Source organism: Citrobacter sp. XT1-2-2 (genome assembly GCF_023516235.1).
In the GTDB taxonomy this organism is placed as follows: Bacteria; Pseudomonadota; Gammaproteobacteria; order Enterobacterales; family Enterobacteriaceae; genus Citrobacter; species Citrobacter werkmanii.
In genome coordinates this window covers 1,639,803-1,660,350 of sequence record NZ_CP097324.1, presented here as the reverse complement: position 1 = coordinate 1,660,350, position 20,548 = coordinate 1,639,803, and the positions used below count along the sequence as shown (strand labels likewise).

The 20,548-nt window shown below is 53.2% G+C and carries 16 protein-coding genes; 10 read left to right on the top strand and 6 right to left on the bottom strand.

The annotated features are described in order from the left end of the window. Window positions 1–2,637 (bottom strand): DNA topoisomerase (ATP-hydrolyzing) subunit A, encoded by a 2,637-nt coding sequence (gene gyrA / locus M4I31_RS07820; protein ID WP_069323406.1) that lies wholly within the window; start codon window positions 2,635–2,637, stop codon window positions 1–3. A gap of 158 nt (window positions 2,638–2,795) precedes the next feature. Between gyrA and ubiG the strand changes: the two genes are divergently transcribed. From ubiG to yfaE, 4 genes are all read left to right on the top strand, one after another. Further along, window positions 2,796–3,524 carry a bifunctional 2-polyprenyl-6-hydroxyphenol methylase/3-demethylubiquinol 3-O-methyltransferase UbiG gene (ubiG, locus tag M4I31_RS07815; protein ID WP_038642230.1) on the top strand — a complete coding sequence of 243 codons (729 nt, stop codon included), beginning with the start codon at window positions 2,796–2,798 and terminating at the stop codon, window positions 3,522–3,524. A 420-nt stretch (window positions 3,525–3,944) separates the two neighbouring features. Next, window positions 3,945–6,230, top strand: coding sequence for a class 1a ribonucleoside-diphosphate reductase subunit alpha (gene nrdA / locus M4I31_RS07810; protein ID WP_085047838.1), 2,286 nt, complete (start codon window positions 3,945–3,947; stop codon window positions 6,228–6,230). Window positions 6,231–6,341: 111 nt separating this feature from the next. Beyond that, window positions 6,342–7,472, top strand: a complete 1,131-nt coding sequence (gene nrdB / locus M4I31_RS07805; protein WP_038642234.1) for a class Ia ribonucleoside-diphosphate reductase subunit beta — start codon at window positions 6,342–6,344, stop codon at window positions 7,470–7,472. After that, window positions 7,472–7,726, top strand: coding sequence for a ferredoxin-like diferric-tyrosyl radical cofactor maintenance protein YfaE (yfaE, locus tag M4I31_RS07800; protein ID WP_038642236.1), 255 nt, complete (start codon window positions 7,472–7,474; stop codon window positions 7,724–7,726). Before nrdB ends, yfaE begins: the two co-directional genes overlap by 1 nt. Before the next feature lie 3 nt (window positions 7,727–7,729). On the opposite strand, the gene M4I31_RS07795 is transcribed toward yfaE, so the two are convergent. Then, window positions 7,730–8,920 carry an MFS transporter gene (locus tag M4I31_RS07795; protein ID WP_038642238.1) on the bottom strand — a complete coding sequence of 397 codons (1,191 nt, stop codon included), beginning with the start codon at window positions 8,918–8,920 and terminating at the stop codon, window positions 7,730–7,732. A 161-nt stretch (window positions 8,921–9,081) separates the two neighbouring features. Between M4I31_RS07795 and M4I31_RS07790 the strand changes: the two genes are divergently transcribed. Then, entirely contained in the window at window positions 9,082–9,960 is an 879-nt protein-coding gene (locus tag M4I31_RS07790; protein WP_085047836.1) for a LysR family transcriptional regulator, read from the top strand. A gap of 60 nt (window positions 9,961–10,020) precedes the next feature. On the opposite strand, the gene glpQ is transcribed toward M4I31_RS07790, so the two are convergent. Beyond that, window positions 10,021–11,088, bottom strand: coding sequence for a glycerophosphodiester phosphodiesterase (gene glpQ / locus M4I31_RS07785; RefSeq protein WP_085047835.1), 1,068 nt, complete (start codon window positions 11,086–11,088; stop codon window positions 10,021–10,023). A gap of 3 nt (window positions 11,089–11,091) precedes the next feature. Continuing rightward, on the bottom strand, window positions 11,092–12,450 hold the full coding sequence (gene glpT, locus M4I31_RS07780) for a glycerol-3-phosphate transporter (protein ID WP_038642244.1): 1,359 nt from the start codon (window positions 12,448–12,450) through the stop codon (window positions 11,092–11,094). 270 nt (window positions 12,451–12,720) lie between these two features. On the opposite strand from glpT, the gene glpA reads away from it, so the two are divergent. The 4 genes from glpA to M4I31_RS07760 all read left to right on the top strand — a co-directional run bounded on the left by glpA (window position 12,721) and on the right by M4I31_RS07760 (window position 17,910). Further along, complete coding sequence (gene glpA, locus M4I31_RS07775; protein ID WP_085047834.1) at window positions 12,721–14,349, top strand: anaerobic glycerol-3-phosphate dehydrogenase subunit A; 1,629 nt, start codon at window positions 12,721–12,723, stop codon at window positions 14,347–14,349. After that, the gene (gene glpB, locus M4I31_RS07770; protein WP_085047833.1) at window positions 14,339–15,598 is read left to right on the top strand and encodes a glycerol-3-phosphate dehydrogenase subunit GlpB; all 1,260 of its coding nucleotides are present in this window, start codon (window positions 14,339–14,341) and stop codon (window positions 15,596–15,598) included. The genes glpA and glpB overlap by 11 nt, the downstream gene beginning before the upstream one ends. Next, window positions 15,595–16,785 carry an anaerobic glycerol-3-phosphate dehydrogenase subunit GlpC gene (glpC, locus tag M4I31_RS07765; protein ID WP_038642250.1) on the top strand — a complete coding sequence of 397 codons (1,191 nt, stop codon included), beginning with the start codon at window positions 15,595–15,597 and terminating at the stop codon, window positions 16,783–16,785. Before glpB ends, glpC begins: the two co-directional genes overlap by 4 nt. 183 nt (window positions 16,786–16,968) lie before the next feature. Next, window positions 16,969–17,910: an Rpn family recombination-promoting nuclease/putative transposase gene (locus M4I31_RS07760; protein ID WP_085047832.1), complete on the top strand. Its 942-nt coding sequence runs from the start codon at window positions 16,969–16,971 to the stop codon at window positions 17,908–17,910. Window positions 17,911–17,948: 38 nt separating this feature from the next. Here M4I31_RS07760 and M4I31_RS07755 read toward each other — a convergent pair whose 3' ends face one another. After that, complete coding sequence (locus M4I31_RS07755; protein ID WP_085047831.1) at window positions 17,949–19,145, bottom strand: nicotinamide mononucleotide deamidase-related protein YfaY; 1,197 nt, start codon at window positions 19,143–19,145, stop codon at window positions 17,949–17,951. Between the two features lie 79 nt (window positions 19,146–19,224). Further along, entirely contained in the window at window positions 19,225–19,767 is a 543-nt protein-coding gene (locus tag M4I31_RS07750) for a YfaZ family outer membrane protein (protein ID WP_038642254.1), read from the bottom strand. 316 nt (window positions 19,768–20,083) lie between these two features. Here M4I31_RS07750 and nudI point away from each other — a divergent pair, with 316 nt between their 5' ends. After that, on the top strand, window positions 20,084–20,509 hold the full coding sequence (gene nudI / locus M4I31_RS07745) for a nucleoside triphosphatase NudI (protein ID WP_085047830.1): 426 nt from the start codon (window positions 20,084–20,086) through the stop codon (window positions 20,507–20,509). Window positions 20,510–20,548: the final 39 nt, after the last annotated feature.

Genomic DNA, 20,548 nt, shown 5'->3' with positions numbered 1-20,548 from the left:
TTACTCGTCAGCGTCATCCGCTGCATCATCATCGGTTTCTGCTTCAGGCGCGATATCCTCGTCGCCCTCAGCGGCACTTCCGTCGATGGAGTCGAGTTCTTCATCATCAACCGGCTCAGCAACGCGTTGCAGACCCACGACGTTTTCATCTTCCGCAGTACGGATGAGGATCACACCCTGGGTGTTACGCCCTACTACGCTGATTTCCGACACGCGAGTACGCACCAGCGTACCTGCATCGGTGATCATCATGATCTGGTCGGTATCTTCAACCTGTACCGCGCCAACAACAGAGCCGTTGCGCTCGGTCACTTTGATGGAGATAACGCCCTGAGTCGCACGAGACTTGGTCGGATACTCTTCTGCCGCGGTACGCTTACCGTAGCCGTTTTGCGTCACGGTCAGGATAGCGCCTTCGCCGCGCGGAATAATCAGAGAAACGACTTTGTCTTCGCCTGCCAGCTTGATACCGCGTACGCCGGTCGCGGTACGACCCATCGCACGAACGGCATCTTCTTTAAAGCGCACTACTTTACCCGCGGCAGAGAACAGCATGACTTCGTCACTACCGGACGTCAGGTCAACGCCAATCAGCTCGTCGCCTTCGTTCAGGTTAACCGCAATGATACCGGCGGAACGCGGACGGCTGAACTCGGTCAGCGCGGTTTTCTTCACGGTACCGCTGGCGGTCGCCATAAAGACGTTCACACCTTCTTCGTACTCGCGTACCGGCAGAATAGCGGTGATACGTTCGTTCGCTTCCAATGGCAGCAGGTTGACGATTGGACGTCCACGCGCGCCACGGCTGGCTTCCGGCAACTGATAAACCTTCATCCAGTACAAACGACCACGGCTGGAGAAGCAGAGGATCGTGTCATGGGTGTTGGCCACCAGCAGGCGGTCAATAAAGTCTTCTTCTTTAATACGTGCTGCTGATTTGCCTTTACCGCCACGACGCTGTGCTTCGTAATCGGTTAACGGCTGATATTTCACGTAGCCCTGATGAGACAAGGTCACGACAACATCTTCCTGGCTAATCAGATCTTCGATATTGATGTCAGCGCTGTTGGCGGTGATTTCGGTACGACGTTCGTCGCCGAACTGCTCGCGAATCAGCTCCATCTCTTCACGGATAACTTCCATCAGACGATCTGCGCTGCCCAGAATATGCAGCAGTTCAGCGATCTGCTCCAGCAGCTCTTTGTATTCGTCGAGCAGTTTTTCATGCTCAAGGCCGGTCAGTTTCTGCAAACGCAGATCCAGGATCGCCTGGGCCTGCTGTTCAGTCAGGTAGTACTGACCGTCACGCACGCCAAATTCCGGCTCCAGCCATTCAGGACGCGCGGCGTCATCACCGGCACGTTCCAGCATGGCGGACACGTTACCCAGCTCCCACGAACGCGCAACCAACGCAGCTTTCGCTTCTGCCGGGGTCGGCGCGCGGCGGATCAGTTCAATGATTGGGTCAATGTTCGCCAGCGCAATCGCCAACGCTTCAAGGATATGCGCACGGTCGCGGGCTTTACGCAGTTCAAAGATAGTACGGCGCGTTACGACTTCACGACGGTGACGTACAAACGCGGCAATAATATCTTTCAGGTTCATGATCTTCGGCTGACCATGGTGCAGCGCAACCATGTTGATACCGAAAGAAACCTGCAGTTGGGTCTGGGAATAAAGGTTGTTCAGAACCACTTCCCCGACCGCATCGCGTTTCACTTCAATCACGATGCGCATACCGTCTTTATCAGACTCGTCACGCAGCGCGCTGATGCCTTCAACGCGTTTGTCTTTTACCAGCTCGGCGATTTTCTCGATCAGGCGCGCTTTGTTCACCTGATATGGAATTTCATGGACGATGATGGTTTCACGGCCGGTTTTGGCGTCGGCTTCGACTTCCGCGCGGGCGCGAATGTACACTTTGCCGCGACCGGTACGGTAGGCTTCTTCGATACCACGACGACCGTTAATGATCGCGGCGGTCGGGAAGTCCGGACCCGGAATATGCTCCATCAGCCCTTCAATGCTGATGTCTTCATCGTCAATGTATGCCAGACAGCCGTTGATCACTTCCGTCAGGTTGTGCGGCGGAATGTTGGTTGCCATACCTACCGCGATACCGGACGAACCGTTCACCAGCAGGTTAGGAATTTTGGTCGGCATGACGTCAGGAATTTGTTCGGTGCCGTCGTAGTTATCGACGAAATCAACCGTTTCTTTTTCCAGGTCAGCCATCAGCTCATGGGCGATTTTCGACATACGGATTTCCGTATAACGCATCGCCGCTGCGGAGTCGCCATCGACAGAACCAAAGTTACCCTGACCATCTACCAGCATGTAACGCAAGGAGAATGGCTGCGCCATACGAACAATGGTGTCGTAAACGGCGATATCACCATGAGGGTGGTATTTACCGATTACGTCACCAACGACACGGGCAGATTTTTTATAGGCTTTATTCCAGTCGTTGCCCAATACGTTCATGGCGTAAAGTACGCGACGGTGAACCGGTTTCAGGCCATCTCGGACGTCTGGCAGCGCACGGCCAACAATGACCGACATCGCATAATCCAGATATGAGCTCTTCAGCTCTTCCTCAATGTTGACCGGTGTAATTTCTCTCGCAAGGTCGCTCATCTAACCGCTATCCCTCTACTGTATCCCGGATTCAAAGGTCGCAAATTATAACACATTCGCACAGATTCAGGTAAATGGATTCCCCCTGACAGAGGCTTTATTCATCCCGTCAGGCTGATATACTCATTTGCATCGCAAATTTAGGAGTAGAAGCCCCAATGAATGCCGAAAAACCCCCGGTAAGTCACAACGTTGACCATGAAGAAATTGCCAAGTTTGAAGCAGTCGCGTCACGCTGGTGGGACCTTGAGGGGGAATTTAAGCCACTGCACCGCATTAACCCGCTGCGTCTGGGCTACATCACGGAGCGCTCAGGCGGCCTGTTTGGTAAAAAGGTACTCGACGTCGGCTGCGGCGGCGGCATTCTGGCGGAAAGTATGGCGCGCGAAGGCGCAACCGTCACGGGCCTGGATATGGGCTTTGAACCGTTACAGGTAGCAAAACTGCATGCGCTGGAGAGCGGTATCCAGGTCGAGTACGTCCAGGAAACCGTCGAAGAGCACGCGGAAAAACATGCGCACCAGTATGACGTGGTGACCTGTATGGAAATGCTGGAGCACGTGCCGGACCCGCAGTCGGTGGTCAGCGCCTGCGCCAGGCTGGTCAAACCGGGCGGCGAAGTGTTTTTCTCCACGCTTAACCGCAACGGCAAATCCTGGCTGATGGCCGTGGTCGGAGCGGAATATATTTTGCGCATGGTGCCGAAAGGCACGCATGATGTGAAAAAATTTATTAAGCCTGCAGAGTTATTACAGTGGGTAGATCAGACCGTGCTGAAAGAGCGTCATATGACCGGCCTGCACTACAACCCGATCACCAACAGCTTTAAACTCGGTCCGGGCGTAGATGTGAACTATATGGTCCATACCACTGCCAGCGTTGATTAACCGCTTCCTGTAGGCCGGATAAGGCGTCCAACGCTGCTATTCGGCATGCTGACAGGAACAGGGCCTGATGGCGCTTCGCTTATCAGGCCTACAATTCCTGTGCCAGATCATAAGAACTTTCTTCGCCTTAGATGAAGAAATCAGCACTCGATCAAATTTTCTATTTTTTTTCTCAATTATTGACATCCCCGCCAGGCCTTATAAGACGCGCACTTAGCGATTCTTACCCTTTTGCAACCTCAATTTAACGTCAAAATCAACTCTTGTGCTGAAAAGAATCCCTACTAGAATACTCACCATATAGCGTCTATTTTATCAAACAACCCCTACATATAGTATTTATCCACAGACTTAGTCACAACATGACTCTGTGGATAATATGGGGGATATTTTTTCTTTCACGGACAGGTAAAAAACCACATGAATCAGAGTCTGCTGGTGACAAAGCGTGATGGTAGTACAGAGCGCATCAATCTCGACAAAATCCACCGAGTTCTGGATTGGGCGGCAGAAGGACTGAATAACGTATCGATTTCTCAGGTCGAGCTGCGCTCTCATATTCAGTTTTATGACGGTATCAAAACGTCCGATATCCATGAGACGATCATCAAAGCAGCCGCCGACCTGATCTCCCGCGAGGCACCGGATTATCAGTACCTGGCTGCCCGCCTGGCCATTTTCCACCTGCGTAAAAAAGCCTACGGCGAGTTTGAACCGCCTGCACTTTACGACCATGTCGTGAAAATGGTTGAAATGGGCAAATACGACAATCATCTGCTGGAAGACTACACGGAAGAAGAGTTCAAGCAGATGGACTCGTTCATCGTACACGACCGTGATATGACCTTCTCCTATGCTGCGGTGAAGCAGTTAGAAGGTAAATATCTGGTGCAAAACCGTGTCACCGGTGAGATTTATGAAAGCGCGCAGTTCCTCTACATTCTGGTAGCGGCCTGCCTGTTCTCTAACTATCCACGTGAAACGCGTCTGCAATATGTAAAACGTTTCTACGATGCCGTTTCAACGTTCAAAATTTCTCTGCCGACGCCAATTATGTCCGGCGTGCGTACCCCAACCCGTCAGTTCAGCTCCTGCGTACTGATCGAGTGCGGCGACAGCCTGGATTCCATCAACGCCACCTCCAGCGCTATCGTGAAATACGTTTCTCAGCGCGCCGGTATCGGTATCAACGCCGGCCGCATCCGTGCGCTGGGTAGCCCGATTCGTGGCGGTGAAGCGTTCCACACTGGCTGTATTCCGTTCTACAAGCACTTCCAGACCGCGGTGAAATCCTGCTCGCAAGGCGGCGTGCGCGGCGGTGCGGCCACCCTGTTCTACCCGATGTGGCATCTGGAAGTCGAAAGCCTGCTGGTGCTGAAAAACAACCGCGGCGTTGAAGGCAACCGCGTGCGTCATATGGACTACGGCGTGCAGATCAACAAGCTGATGTATACCCGTCTGCTGAAAGGCGGCGACATCACCCTGTTCAGCCCGTCCGACGTCCCGGGCCTGTATGATGCGTTCTTCGCCGACCAGGACGAGTTCGAACGTCTGTACACCCAATATGAAAACGACGACAGCATCCGTAAACAGCGCGTGAAAGCGGTTGAACTTTTCTCCCTGATGATGCAGGAACGTGCCTCTACAGGCCGTATCTACATTCAGAACGTTGACCACTGCAACACCCACAGCCCGTTTGATCCGGTTGTTGCGCCGGTGCGCCAGTCCAACCTGTGTCTGGAAATCGCCCTGCCGACCAAACCACTGACCGACGTGAACGACGAAAACGGCGAAATTGCGCTGTGTACGCTATCCGCATTTAACCTGGGTGCTATCAACAGTCTGGACGAGCTGGAAGAGCTGGCCGTACTGGCGGTACGCGCGCTGGATGCGCTGCTGGATTATCAGGATTACCCAATCCCGGCCGCCAAACGCGGCGCAATGGGCCGTCGTACGCTGGGTATTGGCGTCATCAACTACGCCTACTGGCTGGCGAAAAACGGTAAGCGTTATTCTGACGGTAGCGCCAATAACCTGACCCACCAAACCTTCGAAGCCATTCAGTATTACCTGCTGAAAGCCTCTAACGAGCTGGCAAAAGAGCAAGGCGCGTGCCCGTGGTTTAACGAAACCACTTACTCCCAGGGTATTTTGCCGATCGATACCTATAAAAAAGACCTTGATGCTATCTCTGACGAGCCGCTGCATCTGGACTGGGAGCAGCTTCGCGAGTCCATCAAGACTCACGGCCTGCGTAACTCCACGCTCTCTGCGCTGATGCCGTCGGAAACCTCTTCGCAGATCTCTAATGCGACCAACGGTATTGAACCACCGCGCGGCTACGTGAGCATCAAAGCGTCTAAAGATGGGATTCTGCGTCAGGTCGTGCCGGACTACGAACACTTGCACGACGCCTACGAACTGCTGTGGGAAATGCCGAGCAACGACGGTTATCTGCAACTGGTAGGTATCATGCAGAAGTTTATCGATCAGTCGATTTCCGCCAACACCAACTATGATCCGACGCGTTTCCCATCAGGAAAAGTGCCGATGCAGCAGTTGCTGAAAGACCTGCTCACCGCCTACAAATTTGGCGTCAAAACGCTGTATTATCAGAACACCCGCGATGGCGCGGAAGATACTCAGGACGATCTGGTACCGTCCATTCAGGACGATGGCTGCGAAAGCGGCGCATGTAAGATCTGATGAATATTGCCGGGTGGCGCTACGCTTACCCGGCCTACGATTGCACGGTTTGTAGGCCGGATAAGGTGTTTGTACCACATCCGGCGCTCATCCCACAAAGGATTCACATTAATGGCATACACCACTTTTTCACAGACGAAAAATGATCAGCTTCTGGAACCGATGTTCTTCGGCCAGCCGGTGAACGTCGCCCGCTACGATCAGCAAAAATATGACATCTTCGAAAAACTGATCGAAAAGCAGCTCTCTTTCTTCTGGCGTCCGGAAGAGGTCGATGTTTCCCGCGATCGCATCGACTTCCAGGCGCTGCCGGAGCATGAAAAGCATATCTTCATCAGCAACCTGAAGTATCAGACGCTGCTGGACTCCATTCAGGGACGTAGCCCGAACGTCGCGCTGCTGCCGTTAATCTCGATTCCTGAACTGGAAACCTGGGTCGAAACGTGGGCGTTTTCTGAAACGATCCACTCGCGTTCTTACACCCATATCATCCGTAACATCGTCAACGATCCGGCGGTGGTGTTTGACGATATCGTCACCAACGAGCAGATCCAGAAGCGCGCGGAAGGCATTTCCAGCTACTATGACGAATTGATCGAGATGACCAGCTATTGGCATCTTCTCGGTGAAGGCACCCATAGCGTTAATGGCAAAACGGTTGTCGTGAACCTGCGTGAGCTGAAGAAAAAGCTGTACCTGTGCCTGATGAGCGTGAACGCGCTGGAAGCCATTCGCTTCTACGTCAGCTTCGCCTGCTCCTTCGCCTTCGCCGAACGTGAACTGATGGAAGGCAACGCGAAAATTATTCGTCTGATCGCCCGCGACGAAGCCCTGCATCTGACCGGTACGCAGCACATGCTGAACCTGCTGCGCAGCGGTGTAGACGACCCAGAGATGGCGGAAATCGCAGAAGAGTGTAAGCAAGAGTGCTACGACCTGTTCGTGCAGGCCGCGCTGCAAGAGAAAGAGTGGGCGGACTATCTGTTCCGTGACGGTTCGATGATCGGCCTGAACAAAGATATTCTGTGCCAGTACGTTGAGTACATCACCAACATTCGTATGCAGGCTGTTGGGCTGGATCTGCCGTTCCAGACGCGTTCTAACCCGATCCCATGGATCAACACCTGGCTGGTGTCCGATAACGTACAGGTTGCGCCGCAGGAAGTGGAAGTCAGCTCCTATCTGGTCGGCCAGATCGACTCCGAGGTTGATACCGACGATCTGAGTAACTTCCAGCTCTGATGGGCCGCGTTACTCTGCGCATCTCTGGCACACAGCTGCTGTGCCAGGATGAACACCCCTCCCTGCTTGCCGCACTCGAATCGCACAATGTTGAAGTCGAATACCAGTGTCGTGAGGGTTACTGTGGTTCCTGCCGTACCCGCCTGGTGGCGGGACAGGTGGACTGGATCGCCGAGCCTCTGGCCTTTATTCAGCCGGGCGAAATATTGCCCTGCTGTTGCCGGGCAAAAGGCGATATTGAAATCGAGCTGTAACGGTTAGTGCACTTCGTGTGCGCTAACTAACGGCATCGCCCCGCGGCGCTTCATCTGCGCAATGTACAGCGCCCCGGCTAAAACCACCAGCAGCGCCCCTACCAGATAAATCGCCCGATAGCCCACGCCCTCGACCATCATCCCCATAATGAACGCGCCGATCGCCATTCCCGCATCCATCGCATTGAAGAAAAGCGAATTGGCGATGCCAATTTTATGCGGCTCCACCGAGCTAATAATTTGTGTCTGGAATACCGGCGTGACTGAGCCGTAACCAATGCCGATTAATCCCCCGGCAATAATCATCATGATACTGCCGTTGGTGTAGCCAAGCGCCACCAGTCCGATGGTAAAGGCCAGCAAACACGGATATACCACGTATTTCGGCCCCTTTTTATCACAAATATTGCCGGTAAAGGTTCGACAGATCATCAGACAAATGGCGTAGCACAACAGGAAATTACTGGCGGCGGCCATCAGATCCAACTCGCGCGCATACAGCGCAAGAAAAGCAGAAACACCCGCATAGGAGAAAGTCATGAAAAACGTCACCATCGCGAAAGGCAGCGCGGCGCGATCAAACATTGCCGCAAATCCCAGCTTCGGTTTTGAGCCGTCGGCATGACGGATGACCGGCGGTACGGCGACGATCAATGACAGGATAATACCCAGTACGGCAACCGCGCTACACAGCCAGAATGCGGTGGTAAAAGCTTCCCAGCGTGCCATATTCAGCCCTACCCACGGCCCCACAACCATTGCCAGCCCCATGGCCAACGAGAAAAAACTGATGCCCTCCCCACGTCGGGAGGCCGGTATCAGCCGCGCGGAAATCGTTCCTTTTACCGTGGTAATGACGCCAAACGTCACTCCATGAAGCACCCGAATAAACAGCAGCGATTCAATTGAGTGGCAAACAGGATACAGCGCAGTGACAACCAAAAAGGCCAGAGAAGAGAGCACCAGAATCGTTTTATTCGAATATTTCCCCACCCATTGCCCGGCGAACGGACGCACAACAATTGCGGCGCCTAAAAAGAAGGTGACCAATAAGCCGGCTTTATCTGGCGTGGCGTGCAGGCGATCCGAAATATAGATCGGTAATAACGTGAGCAGGACATAAAACACAAAGAATATAATGAAGCTAATTATCGTGATTGCCCAAAAATCTTTCGTCCACAGTTTTTCTTTCATATTCGACAGCCTGTCCAGACGGCGCACGCAGGCAACGCTCAGCTCAACTGAGCAACGGAGAGGTGCGTCAAAATGTGATTTATACGGTAGACCGCAAGTGTAAACAGATTCATCATATTAGAGAAATTAATCGTTTTAATATTGTTAATTAGAGGGAACTAATGACATTAACCCAGATCCACGCCCTGCTTACCGTGCTTGAATGCGGCGGTTTTACCGAAGCCAGTAAGCGGCTGTATATGACCCAATCCGCTGTAAGCCAGGCCATTTCGGCGCTTGAAGAAGAGTTGGGAGTCGAATGTCTTATCCGCGAGCGCCGTAAAGACATTCAGCTCACCCCGGTTGGAAGGCGGATCGTTCCGCACCTGCGCATGATCGTTGCAGAAACCAACGCGGTGAAAGAGATTGCCGAGCAGGAGCGAAAAAACCCAGCCCGAACCCTGCGCATCGGCTGCTTTCCCAGCGCCTGCGCCTGCATTTTACCGGGCATTATCCACCACTTCGAGCAGCATCATCCGCACATCAAAATCATTCCCTTCGAAGAGAACAGCACGGCGATCGTTGATTCCCTGCGCAGTGGGGACATTGATGCCGGATTTGTGCATTTTCCGGTGAGCGGCATGTACTGCGTACCGGTCTATCGCGATAAATTTACCGTTGTGGTTCCCGAAAGCCATCCTCTGGCAGCCCATACCGCGGTTACGGTTGAACAACTGGTGGGAGAACCGCTGATTATCAGTAAAGGTCGCTATGAATTAAGCATCATGACGCTATTTAAAGAGAAAGGTATCGAGCCGGTTATTAAATACGAATTTAACCATCCGGATACCGCGATGAGTTTTATTCGTCAGGGGCTGGGTATTGCGTTATTACCGGAGTTAACGCTGAAAGCCGTTGGCGGGGAGATACGCTCGGTGGCGCTGGAGCCGACGTTCTATCGACAGATATCGTTACTGGCAAAAGAGCCGCCGGTGGACGGCAGCCCTTTATTTCTCCTGCAGGCTTGTATGGAAACGTTGACAGCAGACGGCCTTATCTAACAGTTTATAACGTTATCCAATAAGGCCTGTGACCGGAGGTGCATCACAGGCCTTGTGCCATTACTCTTTATTCAGGAATTTGACTGCTTTGTCGGGGAAGTCGGTGAACAACCCGTCAACGCCCGCCTTGTTATACAGAATGTCATACAGCTGGTTTACGTCAGTAGTGTAATCCGGTAGCTGATCGGCACGAACAGTATAAGGATGCACCACCATCTTGTTCTGATGCGCGTCCTGAACCATGCCAGTTAACGAGATATTGCCTTTTTTCGACTTCTCATCAACCAGCATGTGGTAGTCCGGCCCAATGCCGTCCGCATACTGCGCCACCTGCTTCATGGCACCCGGTTTAAACATCCAGTCATAGTTGTAATTAACCCAACTACCGTCCGGCTTTTTCTCCTGGGTTTCATTCCAGTCAGTGTACGCAATCAACTGCACCAGATTGAGATCCATCCCCATCTTTGGTTCCAGTTCATTTTTAATGCGCTTTAACTCCGCGACATCAAAACACTGTAGGTAAACCTTGTCTTTTTTGCTGGTATACCCATACTTTTTCAGCACTTCCAGCGTTTTCGCTGCGATGTCTTTCCCTTCCTGGTGATGGAACCACGGCGCCTTCATTTCCGGGTAAATGCCGATGTTTTTACCGGTTGAATGATTCAGTCCCTGAACGAACTCAATCTCTTCTTCGAAAGTGTGCACGCGGAAATCAGATTTACCCATCGGGAAGCGCCCAGGGTAAGTCTGTACCTTTTTGCCATTCTCGATATCAAAGCCTTCGGTAAATTTCAGCGATTTGATCTCGTCCAGCGTAAAGTCGATGGCGTAATAACGTCCATCTTTACGCGCACGATTCGGAAAACGCTCAGCGACATCGGTGACGCGGTCCAGATAGTGGTCATGCAGGACGACCAGATGGTCATCCTTGGTCATTACCAAATCCTGCTCCAGATAATCCGCGCCCTGAGCATAGGCCATCGCTTTCGCGGGCAGCGTATGCTCCGGTAAATAACCGCTTGCCCCACGATGCGCAATCACGATTTTATCGGCGGCGACCGCCGCACTGCTAACGACCATACCAGCCAGCATCAGCGCCACGCTGAGACTTTTCAATGTGGTTTTCATTAATTAGCCCCCGTTACGTTTCAGCTGTACTTCTTCATGGTGACGTTTTTCACCAATCATGACGACCACCAGCAGAATGACCGCCAGCACGCTACCGCCAATCATCACCATAAAGCCGCCGTCCCAACCGAAGAAGTCAACGGTGTAGCCGACAATGGCGCTCGCCGCCACAGAACCGCCGAGATAACCGAACAGTCCGGTAAAGCCTGCCGCCGTGCCCGCCGCTTTTTTCGGCGCCAGTTCCAGCGCGTGCAGACCGATCAACATGACCGGGCCGTAGATCAGGAAGCCGATGATAATCATACAAGCCATATCAACGTTCGGGTTACCTGCCGGGTTCATCCAGTAAACGATGGTCGCGATAGTCACCAGCGTCATAAAGAACACGCCGGTCGCGCCACGGTTGCCACGGAAGACTTTATCCGACATCCAACCACACAGCAGCGTGCCCGGAATACCCGCGTATTCATACAGGAAGTAGGCCCAGGATGATTTATCGAGTGCGAAATGCTTCACTTCTTTCAGGTAGGTTGGTGACCAGTCCAGGATGCCGTAGCGCAGCAGATAAACGAACACGTTGGCGATAGCGATGTACCACAACAGTTTGTTTGGCAGTACGTACTGCATGAAGATCTGCTTGGCGGTCAGCTCTTCTTCAGCTTTCTCGTTGTAATCGTCCGGGTAGTCGTTCTTATACTCTTCGATAGGCGGCAGACCGCAGGACTGCGGCGTATCTCGCATCATCGCAAAGGCGAACAGCGCAACCACAATCGCACCGAAAGCAGGCATATACAGCGCCGCTTTCCAGTCATTGAACCAGGCCATACCGAGCAGGAACAGCAGAGGAGGCAGACCGCCGCCCACGTTGTGCGCGCAGTTCCAGACGGAAACAATGCCGCCACGTTCTTTCTGCGACCACCAGTGCACCATGGTACGGCCACACGGCGGCCACCCCATCCCCTGGAACCATCCGCAGAGGAACAGCAGCACAAACATAATCGCAATGCTCGATGTCGCCCACGGCACAAAGCCCATAAACAACATCACTGCGGCAGCCAGAATCAAACCTGCTGGCAGGAAAACGCGCGGATTCGAGCGATCCGAAACGGACCCCATGATGAATTTCGAAAATCCGTAAGCGATGGAGATACCGGACAAGGCAAAACCCAGATCGCCGCGAGAGAAACCCTGCTCAACCAGATATGGCATCGCCAGGGCAAAGTTCTTACGTACCAGATAGTACGCGGCATAACCAAAGAAAATCCCCAGGAAAATCTGCCAACGCAATCGACGATATGTCGGGTCGATCTCCGTAGCAGGCAAACGCGCCTTATGTGGCGCTGGTTTAAAAATACTCAACATAGCGTAGCCTCCGTGGCCGTCTTTCATTCGAAGTAAACACTGCAGTTCGTCATTACTACCCTACCGCTTCCAGTGTGGCCGCGATGTTAAGGAAAGATACCTAACAAAAATGTGAAACGCAGCACAAATTGTTACAGATTTATGACAAATGTTCATAAAGGCGCACGAAATCACGTTTCATTTTCGAATAATGAGCGATTATGCGCGAAATCAAACAATCCATGTTTTTTATGTGGCTAAATGATAAAAAACGAACTGTGAGGAAAAACAATGAAAACTCGCGACTCGCAAACAAGTGACGTGATTATCATTGGTGGAGGAGCAACAGGTGCAGGGATCGCACGCGACTGTGCGCTGCGCGGGTTGCGCGTCATCTTAGTGGAACGCCACGATATCGCCACGGGCGCGACCGGACGTAACCATGGCCTGCTGCACAGCGGTGCGCGCTACGCCGTCACCGACGCTGAATCTGCCCGTGAGTGCATCAGCGAAAACCAGATTCTGAAACGTATCGCCCGTCATTGCGTTGAGCCGACGGACGGTCTGTTTATTACCCTGCCGGAGGATGAGCTCTCCTTCCAGGCTACCTTCATTCGCGCCTGTGAAGAGGCCGGTATTCGCGCAGAAGCGATTGACCCTCAGCAGGCGCGCATTATCGAACCCTCCGTCAACCCACAGCTGATTGGCGCGGTCAAAGTGCCGGACGGTACGGTCGATCCCTTCCGCTTAACCGCCGCCAACATGCTGGATGCGCGTGAGCATGGCGCGGTTATCTTAACGGCCCATGAAGTGACGGGGCTGATTCGCGAAGGGACAACGGTTTGCGGCGTTAACGTGCGCAATCATCTGACGGGTGAGATGCAGTCCCTGCATGCGCCGGTGGTGGTGAATGCCGCCGGGATCTGGGGCCAGCGCATTGCCGAATATGCCGATCTGAGTATCCGGATGTTCCCGGCCAAAGGATCGCTGCTGATTATGGATCATCGCATAAACCAGCATGTCATTAACCGCTGCCGTAAACCCTCTGACGCCGATATTCTGGTGCCTGGCGATACCATTTCGCTCATTGGTACCACCTCGCAGCACATTGATTACGACGATATCGACAGCAACCGCGTCACCGCAGAAGAGGTCGATATTCTGCTGCGCGAAGGTGAGAAACTGGCGCCGATTATGGCGAAAACACGCATTTTACGCGCCTACTCCGGTGTGCGACCGCTGGTCGCCAGCGACGACGCTCCAAGCGGTCGTAACGTCAGCCGCGGTATTGTGCTGTTCGATCACGCTGAACGTGACGGACTGGATGGGTTTATCACCATTACTGGCGGCAAACTGATGACCTACCGTCTGATGGCGGAATGGGCCACCGATGCCGTTTGCCGTAAGCTGGGCAATTCTCAACCTTGCACCACCGCAGACACCGCGCTGCCCGGCTCGCAGGAATCCACCGAGCACACGCTGAAACGCGTAATTTCGTTGCCCGCGCCGTTGCGCGGTTCGGCGGTCTACCGTCACGGAGATCGCACCCCGGCGTGGCTTAGCGAAGGTCGTCAGCACCGTAGCCTGGTCTGTGAATGTGAAGCGGTCACCGCGGGCGAAGTGCAATACGCCGTCGAGAATTTAACCGTCAACAGTCTGCTGGATTTACGTCGCCGTACCCGCGTTGGTATGGGGACCTGCCAGGGCGAATTGTGCGCCTGCCGCGCCGCAGGTTTGCTGCAACGTTTTAATGTCACCACCGCTGCGCAATCTATTACCCAGCTTTCCGATTTCCTCAACGAGCGCTGGAAAGGCGTGCAGCCTATCGCCTGGGGCGACGCGCTGCGCGAAAGCGAATTCACGCGCTGGGTCTATCAGGGATTGTGCGGTCTGGAAAAGGAGCACCAGGATGAAATTTGATACCGTCATTATCGGCGGCGGCCTGGCAGGACTGCTGTGCGGCCTGCAACTGCAAAAAAGCGGGTTGCGCTGTACGATTGTCACGCGCGGCCAAAGCGCCTTGCATTTTTCCTCCGGCTCACTGGATTTGCTCAGCAACTTGCCCGATGGTCAACCGGTGATGGAGATAGAAGCCGGTCTGAATGCGCTGCGTACTCAGGCGCCCACGCATCCGTATAGCATCATCGGAACACAGAACGTCCTGGATCTTGCCCACCAGGCGCAGGATCTGCTGGAAGAATGCGGAACGCATTTGCAGGGCAAAGTACGCCAGTCACATCAACGCGTAACCCCGTTGGGAACCCTGCGCTCAACCTGGTTAAGTTCCCCAGAAGTTCCGGTGTGGCCACTGTCCGCACAGCGTATCTGCGTTGTCGGTATCAGCGGTTTACTGGATTTTCAGGCGCATCTCGCCGCGGCCTCGCTGCGCCAGCGCAATCTCAGCGTCGAGACGGCGGAAATCGATCTGCCTGAACTGGATGTCCTGCGTGATAACCCAACCGAGTTTCGCGCTGTCAATATTGCGCGCCTGCTGGACAACGAAGATAAATGGTCGCTGCTCTATGATGCTTTACTGCCACTGGCAAAAACCTGCGACATGATTATTATGCCAGCCTGTTTCGGCCTGGCGGATGAGCGCCTTTGGCACTGGCTTAACGAGCGCCTTCCCTGCTCGTTGACGCTGTTACCGACTCTACCGCCTTCTGTACTGGGTATGCGTCTGCACAACAAATTACAGCGCCAGTTTGTGCGCCAGGGCGGTGTCTGGATGCCGGGTGATGAAGTGAAGAAAATCACCTGTCAGGATGGCGTCGTCAATGAAGTCTGGACCCGTAACCATGCCGATATCCCGTTGCGTCCGCGCTTCGCCGTGCTCGCCAGCGGCAGCTTTTTCAGCAGCGGTCTGGTCGCCACGCGCGAGGCCATTCACGAACCGATCCTCGGACTGGATGTACAGCAAACCGCCACCCGCGCCGAGTGGTATCAGCGTGATGTCTTCGATCCGCAACCGTGGCAACAGTTTGGCGTTACAACCGATGCCACTTTGCGCCCGTCGCTGGCGGGGAAAACGGTAGAGAACATGTATGCCATCGGTTCTGTTCTCGGTGGTTTTGACCCTATTGCCGAGGGTTGCGGAGGCGGCGTATGCGCAGTCAGCGCCTTACACGCCGCACATGACATTGCGAAACGTGCAGGAGGACAGCAATGAGCGACACACGTTTTGAAAGTTGTATCAAGTGCACGGTGTGCACCACCGCCTGCCCGGTAAGCCGCGTCAATCCGGGCTACCCTGGCCCAAAACAGGCCGGACCGGACGGCGAGCGTCTGCGTCTGAAAGATGGCGCGTTATACGACGATGCGCTGAAATACTGCATCAACTGTAAGCGCTGCGAAGTGGCATGTCCGTCAGATGTGAAAATTGGCGATATCATCCAGCGTGCGCGCGCCAAATATGACACTACGCGTCCATCGCTGCGTAATTTTGTTTTAAGCCATACGGATTTAATGGGAAGTGTATCCACCCCGTTCGCGCCGATAGTGAATACCGCCACCTCGCTGAAACCGGTACGCCAGTTGCTGGACTACGCGCTGAAAATCGACCATCGCCGTACGCTGCCGAAATACTCCTTTGGTACGTTCCGCCGCTGGTATCGCAGCGTTGCCGCACAGCAGGCGCAGTATCCGGAGCAGGTCGCCTTTTTCCACGGCTGTTTTGTTAATTACAACCATCCGCAACTCGGTAAAGACCTGATCAAAGTCCTGAACGCCATGGGAACCGGCGTACAGCTGCTGAGCAAAGAGAAATGCTGCGGCGTACCGCTGATCGCCAACGGCTTTACCGATAAAGCGCGCAAACAGGCGGTCAGCAACGTGGCCTCGCTCAGGGAAGCAATTGACGGGAAAGGTATTCCGGTGATCGCCACCTCATCAACCTGTACCTTTGCACTCCGCGATGAGTACCCGGAAGTGCTGGACGTCGATAACACTGGCCTGCGCGAACATATTGAACTGGCGACCCGCTGGCTGTGGCGCAAGCTGGATGAAGGCAAAACGTTGCCGCTGAAGACGCTACCGCTGAAAGTGGTCTATCACACGCCTTGCCATATGGAGAAAATGGGCTGGACGCTCTACACGCTGGAGCTGCTGCGCCAAATTCCGGGACTGGAGCTGACGGTGTTAGATTCTCAGTGTTGCGGAATCGCCGGAACATACGGCTTTAAAAAGGAAAACTACCCGACGTCACAATCGATTGGCGCACCGTTATTCCGCCAGATAGAAGAAAGCGGTGCCGATATCGTTGTCACCGACTGTGAAACCTGTAAATGGCAGATAGAGATGTCTACAAGCCTTCGCTGTGAACATCCGATCACCCTGCTTGCCAAAGCATTGGGTTAACTCTGTTGCCCGGTGGCGTTTGTTACCGGGCATTTTTGCGTACTCTGTTCCGCCTATCTGAATACGTTGCAATCGGGCGTATTTATCTCTGATTCACTCACGCAAATAGCCAAATCCCCCAATGCAGCTCTGATTAAAAGTGAGTACCGTCATGCCATCTTCTCCTTCAGGTGACGGACTACCATGGATGAATCAACCACCGCTACACCGCATGATGCCGTTTTTAAGAAGATAATGTCTTACCCTGAGATGGCTCGGGATTTTCTGGATATTCACCTTCCTCCAGCATTACGTGAAATATGCGATTTGCAAACGCTGAAGCTGGAGCCCGGCAGTTTTATCGAACAGGATCTCCGCGCGTTCTATTCCGACGTATTGTGGTCGTTAAAAACCCGCGAAGGCCAGGGTTATATTTATTGTGTTATTGAACATCAGAGTACAGCGGTACAGCATATGGCATTTCGCCTGATGCGTTATGCCATTGCTGCGATGCAGCATCATCTTGATGCTGGAAATAAAACGCTGCCACTGGTCGTTCCCATGTTGTTTTATCACGGCCAGCAAAGTCCCTACCCCTGGTCACTCAACTGGCTGGATGAATTTGACTGTCCGCAGCTGGCGCGACAACTGTATTCAGAGGCTTTCCCGCTGGTGGACATCACCGTAATACCGGACGATGAGATTGCGCAGCATCGGCGCGTCGCGTTGCTTGAATTAATGCAAAAACATATTCGCGATCGTGATTTGATGGGGCTGGTGGACCGTCTGGTCTCGCTTTTAGTTACAAGCACCGCTAATGACAGCCAGCTGCAAACGCTATTAAATTACCTGCTACGATACGGCAATGTTTCTCACGTCAGCGCATTTATCCATGAGGTTGCCGAACGTTCCCCCCATCACAAGGAGAGGTTGATGACGATCGCAGAGAGGCTAAGACAAGAAGGCCACCACCATGGCCTACAAGAAGGGATACAGCAAGGATTAGAACAAGGATTAGAACAGGGAGTGCAGAAAGGTACGCAAGAAGAAGCCTTACGTATCGCTCGCATGATGCTGGAAAATGGAATTGATCATAATTTGGTTCAGTTAATTACCGGGCTATTGCCTGGCGATGTTACAGAGTGAGTCAGGTTGGGAAGGTTTGTAGCCTTCCCAATCAATGTTTAAATCGTCAGCGATTCAACCACTTCTATCCAGCCGTGTTCGCTGGCGATATCCTGGCCGTTTAGCCAACGACGCAGCATATTCAGCGCCATCATCGCGCAAACTTCCTGACGAATCGGCAAACTGTAGCGATTAGCGCTAAGCCTTACGCGCAAGGCATGTGTCCCATCCGGTGTTGCCAGCGCAAAGTTAATATGTTCGCTTTCGAATGCCGATACTGCCAGCGCCAGCCCGGCATAATGTTTGGCGCGTCGCTCGGTAATCCAGTGCGCCGTTTGCGCCAGCGTTTCTTCCTGAGACGGAACCACTTCACTCGCTAGCAGAGGAGCATTAGCGCGAGAGAGCTGGAGTGCAACTAAGCCACCGGTGAACTGTTCGCTCAGCGTCAGACTGTATTGTCGCTCCTGCAACGTGCGGGCGATTTGCGCCGGCAAACCTTCCGTACCTTCGAATATCATATTCTGCCCGGCAACCCGCTTCACTTCAGGCCACAGCGCCAGCATGGCGTCTCGTTGGGAATCAGGCCCGGTCAGCTTCAGCTCAATAATCGGCATCGACGAGCGGTAACCCATTGTCACTCCCGGCGGCAAAGGCAGCGGATCCAGACTCTGCGCCAGATCGCTTTCGGAACGGCCAAAGGTGGTTAATCGCAGGCAGAGAGGTGGTTGAGGCAGAGAAAAACGCTCACGCAAACGCGGCAGAATCTCATGCTCAACCATGACTTTAAATTCCGATGGCACGCCAGGCGTAAAGAACATCAGGCAGCGGTTTAGCTTCACGGCGAACCCGCACGCGGTGCCGACAGGATTATTGATAAATTCAGCGCTGGCAGGAAGCTCAGCCTGTTTGCGGTTGCTCGGCGCCATCACGCGGCCACGGTCGCGGAAATAACGCTCCATCTCGGCCAGCCAGGCTTCATGCAATACCAGCCCCTCGCCTTTTGCCGTTGCCGCCGCCTGCGCGCTTAAATCATCGCTGGTTGGCCCCAGACCGCCATTAACGATCAACACATCGGCGTGTTCGCTACGCTCACGTAGAATAGCAACCAAATCGTCAAGATTGTCCCCTACCGTATTGCGGCGGGTTAACGGTAATCCCTGATTAAAGAAAAAATCAGCCAGCCAGGCGGCATTGGTGTCGACGATTTGTCCGTGCAACACTTCATCCCCGGTGGATAGCATCTCCACGTTTAACATCGTGTTCTCCTGCTTTTATTATGAAAACACTATAGCGCATGGAGGGGGGAAGGCGCGACTAAACGCCGCGCCAGAAATGTCAGAAGCTGGCGTTAACCCCAACGTACGGACCATCAGCAATCGCGTTATCGCGGTTACCATCTTTACCCGCCAGGTTCAGGTAGCGATAACCGGCTTCAATGCTCAGCGGGCGCATAATTGTCAGACGCGCACCGGCATTGGCTTCTTCATAGCTGTCGATACCGCTGGAAAGCGAATCAGGAGAGTAATAGTACTCGCCAAACAGGCGGAAACTATCGCCAATCGGCCACTGCAAACCGCCACCAACTGCCGCCGCGTAGCCTTCATCACCATCATTAGGATTAGTATAAATACCTTTCCCTCCGACGGTTGCCAGCAACGGACCAAGTGGAATATTCAGACCCAGTCCCAGACCGGCTGCATCGCCGTCGTCATCGTTATGCATCCAGTTACCGCTGACCGCCAGTCCGGTAGATTCAGTCCCCATACCAAACCCAAGGTTGGTGTAATCTTCGCCCGCCTGGCCACTAATGCTAATTGCGCTCGCCGACGCGGAAACAAACAGCATTCCGGCAAAACCCAACATTAAACTTTTTTTCATTTTCTATCCTTTCCAGCAAGAATCAAAACATAGCCCCAAAACCGAGGAATTGTACTGCCAGATGACAAGGAATCAATGAGCTAAAAAAGCGATGCAATGGCATATTGTAACCAAATACTACTTACAAGTTTGAGTTAAGGTTAAATTCCAGGGCTATTTGCAGAATCGACATAGCAGGCCCCCGTTTTCAACAAACATCCCCTTCTCCCCTGATAAAGCAGGGTTAAACGTCACGGAAGCGTTTTTTCTGCCGCCAGCAAAAGGTAAGATGGGTACACAATGGAATTCTCAGCATCCCCCTACAAGGACCCAACCTATGCGCCAAAGAACGATTGTTTGTCCATTAATTCAAAATAATGGCTGTTATTTACTGTGCAAAATGGCTGATGACCGTGGCGTTTTCCCCGGCCAGTGGGCGCTTTCTGGCGGCGGTGTTGAAGCGGGCGAACGCATTGAAGAGGCTTTGCGTCGGGAAGTAAGGGAAGAACTGGGCGAACAGCTCGTGTTGTCAGAAATTACCCCCTGGACCTTCAGTGATGATATTCGCACCAAAACCTATGCCGATGGCAGCCAGGAAGAGATTTACATGATTTACCTCATCTTTGATTGTGTCGCGGCGAATCGTGAAGTGAACATTAACGAAGAGTTTCAGGCATTCGCCTGGGTTAAACCGGAAGATCTCGGCACGTACGACTTAAATGTCACCACGCGTAAGACGTTAACCCTGAAAGGATTACTGTAAATTATCATTCTAATAGCGGCATAAAATACCTTCCTGAAT

Coding starts and splice junctions, on each gene's coding strand:
- gyrA (WP_069323406.1), bottom strand. CDS start 2,637: ATGAGCGACCTTGCGAGAGAAATTACACCGGTCAACATTGAGGAAGAG.
- ubiG (WP_038642230.1), top strand. CDS start 2,796: ATGAATGCCGAAAAACCCCCGGTAAGTCACAACGTTGACCATGAAGAA.
- nrdA (WP_085047838.1), top strand. CDS start 3,945: ATGAATCAGAGTCTGCTGGTGACAAAGCGTGATGGTAGTACAGAGCGC.
- nrdB (WP_038642234.1), top strand. CDS start 6,342: ATGGCATACACCACTTTTTCACAGACGAAAAATGATCAGCTTCTGGAA.
- yfaE (WP_038642236.1), top strand. CDS start 7,472: ATGGGCCGCGTTACTCTGCGCATCTCTGGCACACAGCTGCTGTGCCAG.
- M4I31_RS07795 (WP_038642238.1), bottom strand. CDS start 8,920: ATGAAAGAAAAACTGTGGACGAAAGATTTTTGGGCAATCACGATAATT.
- M4I31_RS07790 (WP_085047836.1), top strand. CDS start 9,082: ATGACATTAACCCAGATCCACGCCCTGCTTACCGTGCTTGAATGCGGC.
- glpQ (WP_085047835.1), bottom strand. CDS start 11,088: ATGAAAACCACATTGAAAAGTCTCAGCGTGGCGCTGATGCTGGCTGGT.
- glpT (WP_038642244.1), bottom strand. CDS start 12,450: ATGTTGAGTATTTTTAAACCAGCGCCACATAAGGCGCGTTTGCCTGCT.
- glpA (WP_085047834.1), top strand. CDS start 12,721: ATGAAAACTCGCGACTCGCAAACAAGTGACGTGATTATCATTGGTGGA.
- glpB (WP_085047833.1), top strand. CDS start 14,339: ATGAAATTTGATACCGTCATTATCGGCGGCGGCCTGGCAGGACTGCTG.
- glpC (WP_038642250.1), top strand. CDS start 15,595: ATGAGCGACACACGTTTTGAAAGTTGTATCAAGTGCACGGTGTGCACC.
- M4I31_RS07760 (WP_085047832.1), top strand. CDS start 16,969: ATGGATGAATCAACCACCGCTACACCGCATGATGCCGTTTTTAAGAAG.
- M4I31_RS07755 (WP_085047831.1), bottom strand. CDS start 19,145: ATGTTAAACGTGGAGATGCTATCCACCGGGGATGAAGTGTTGCACGGA.
- M4I31_RS07750 (WP_038642254.1), bottom strand. CDS start 19,767: ATGAAAAAAAGTTTAATGTTGGGTTTTGCCGGAATGCTGTTTGTTTCC.
- nudI (WP_085047830.1), top strand. CDS start 20,084: ATGCGCCAAAGAACGATTGTTTGTCCATTAATTCAAAATAATGGCTGT.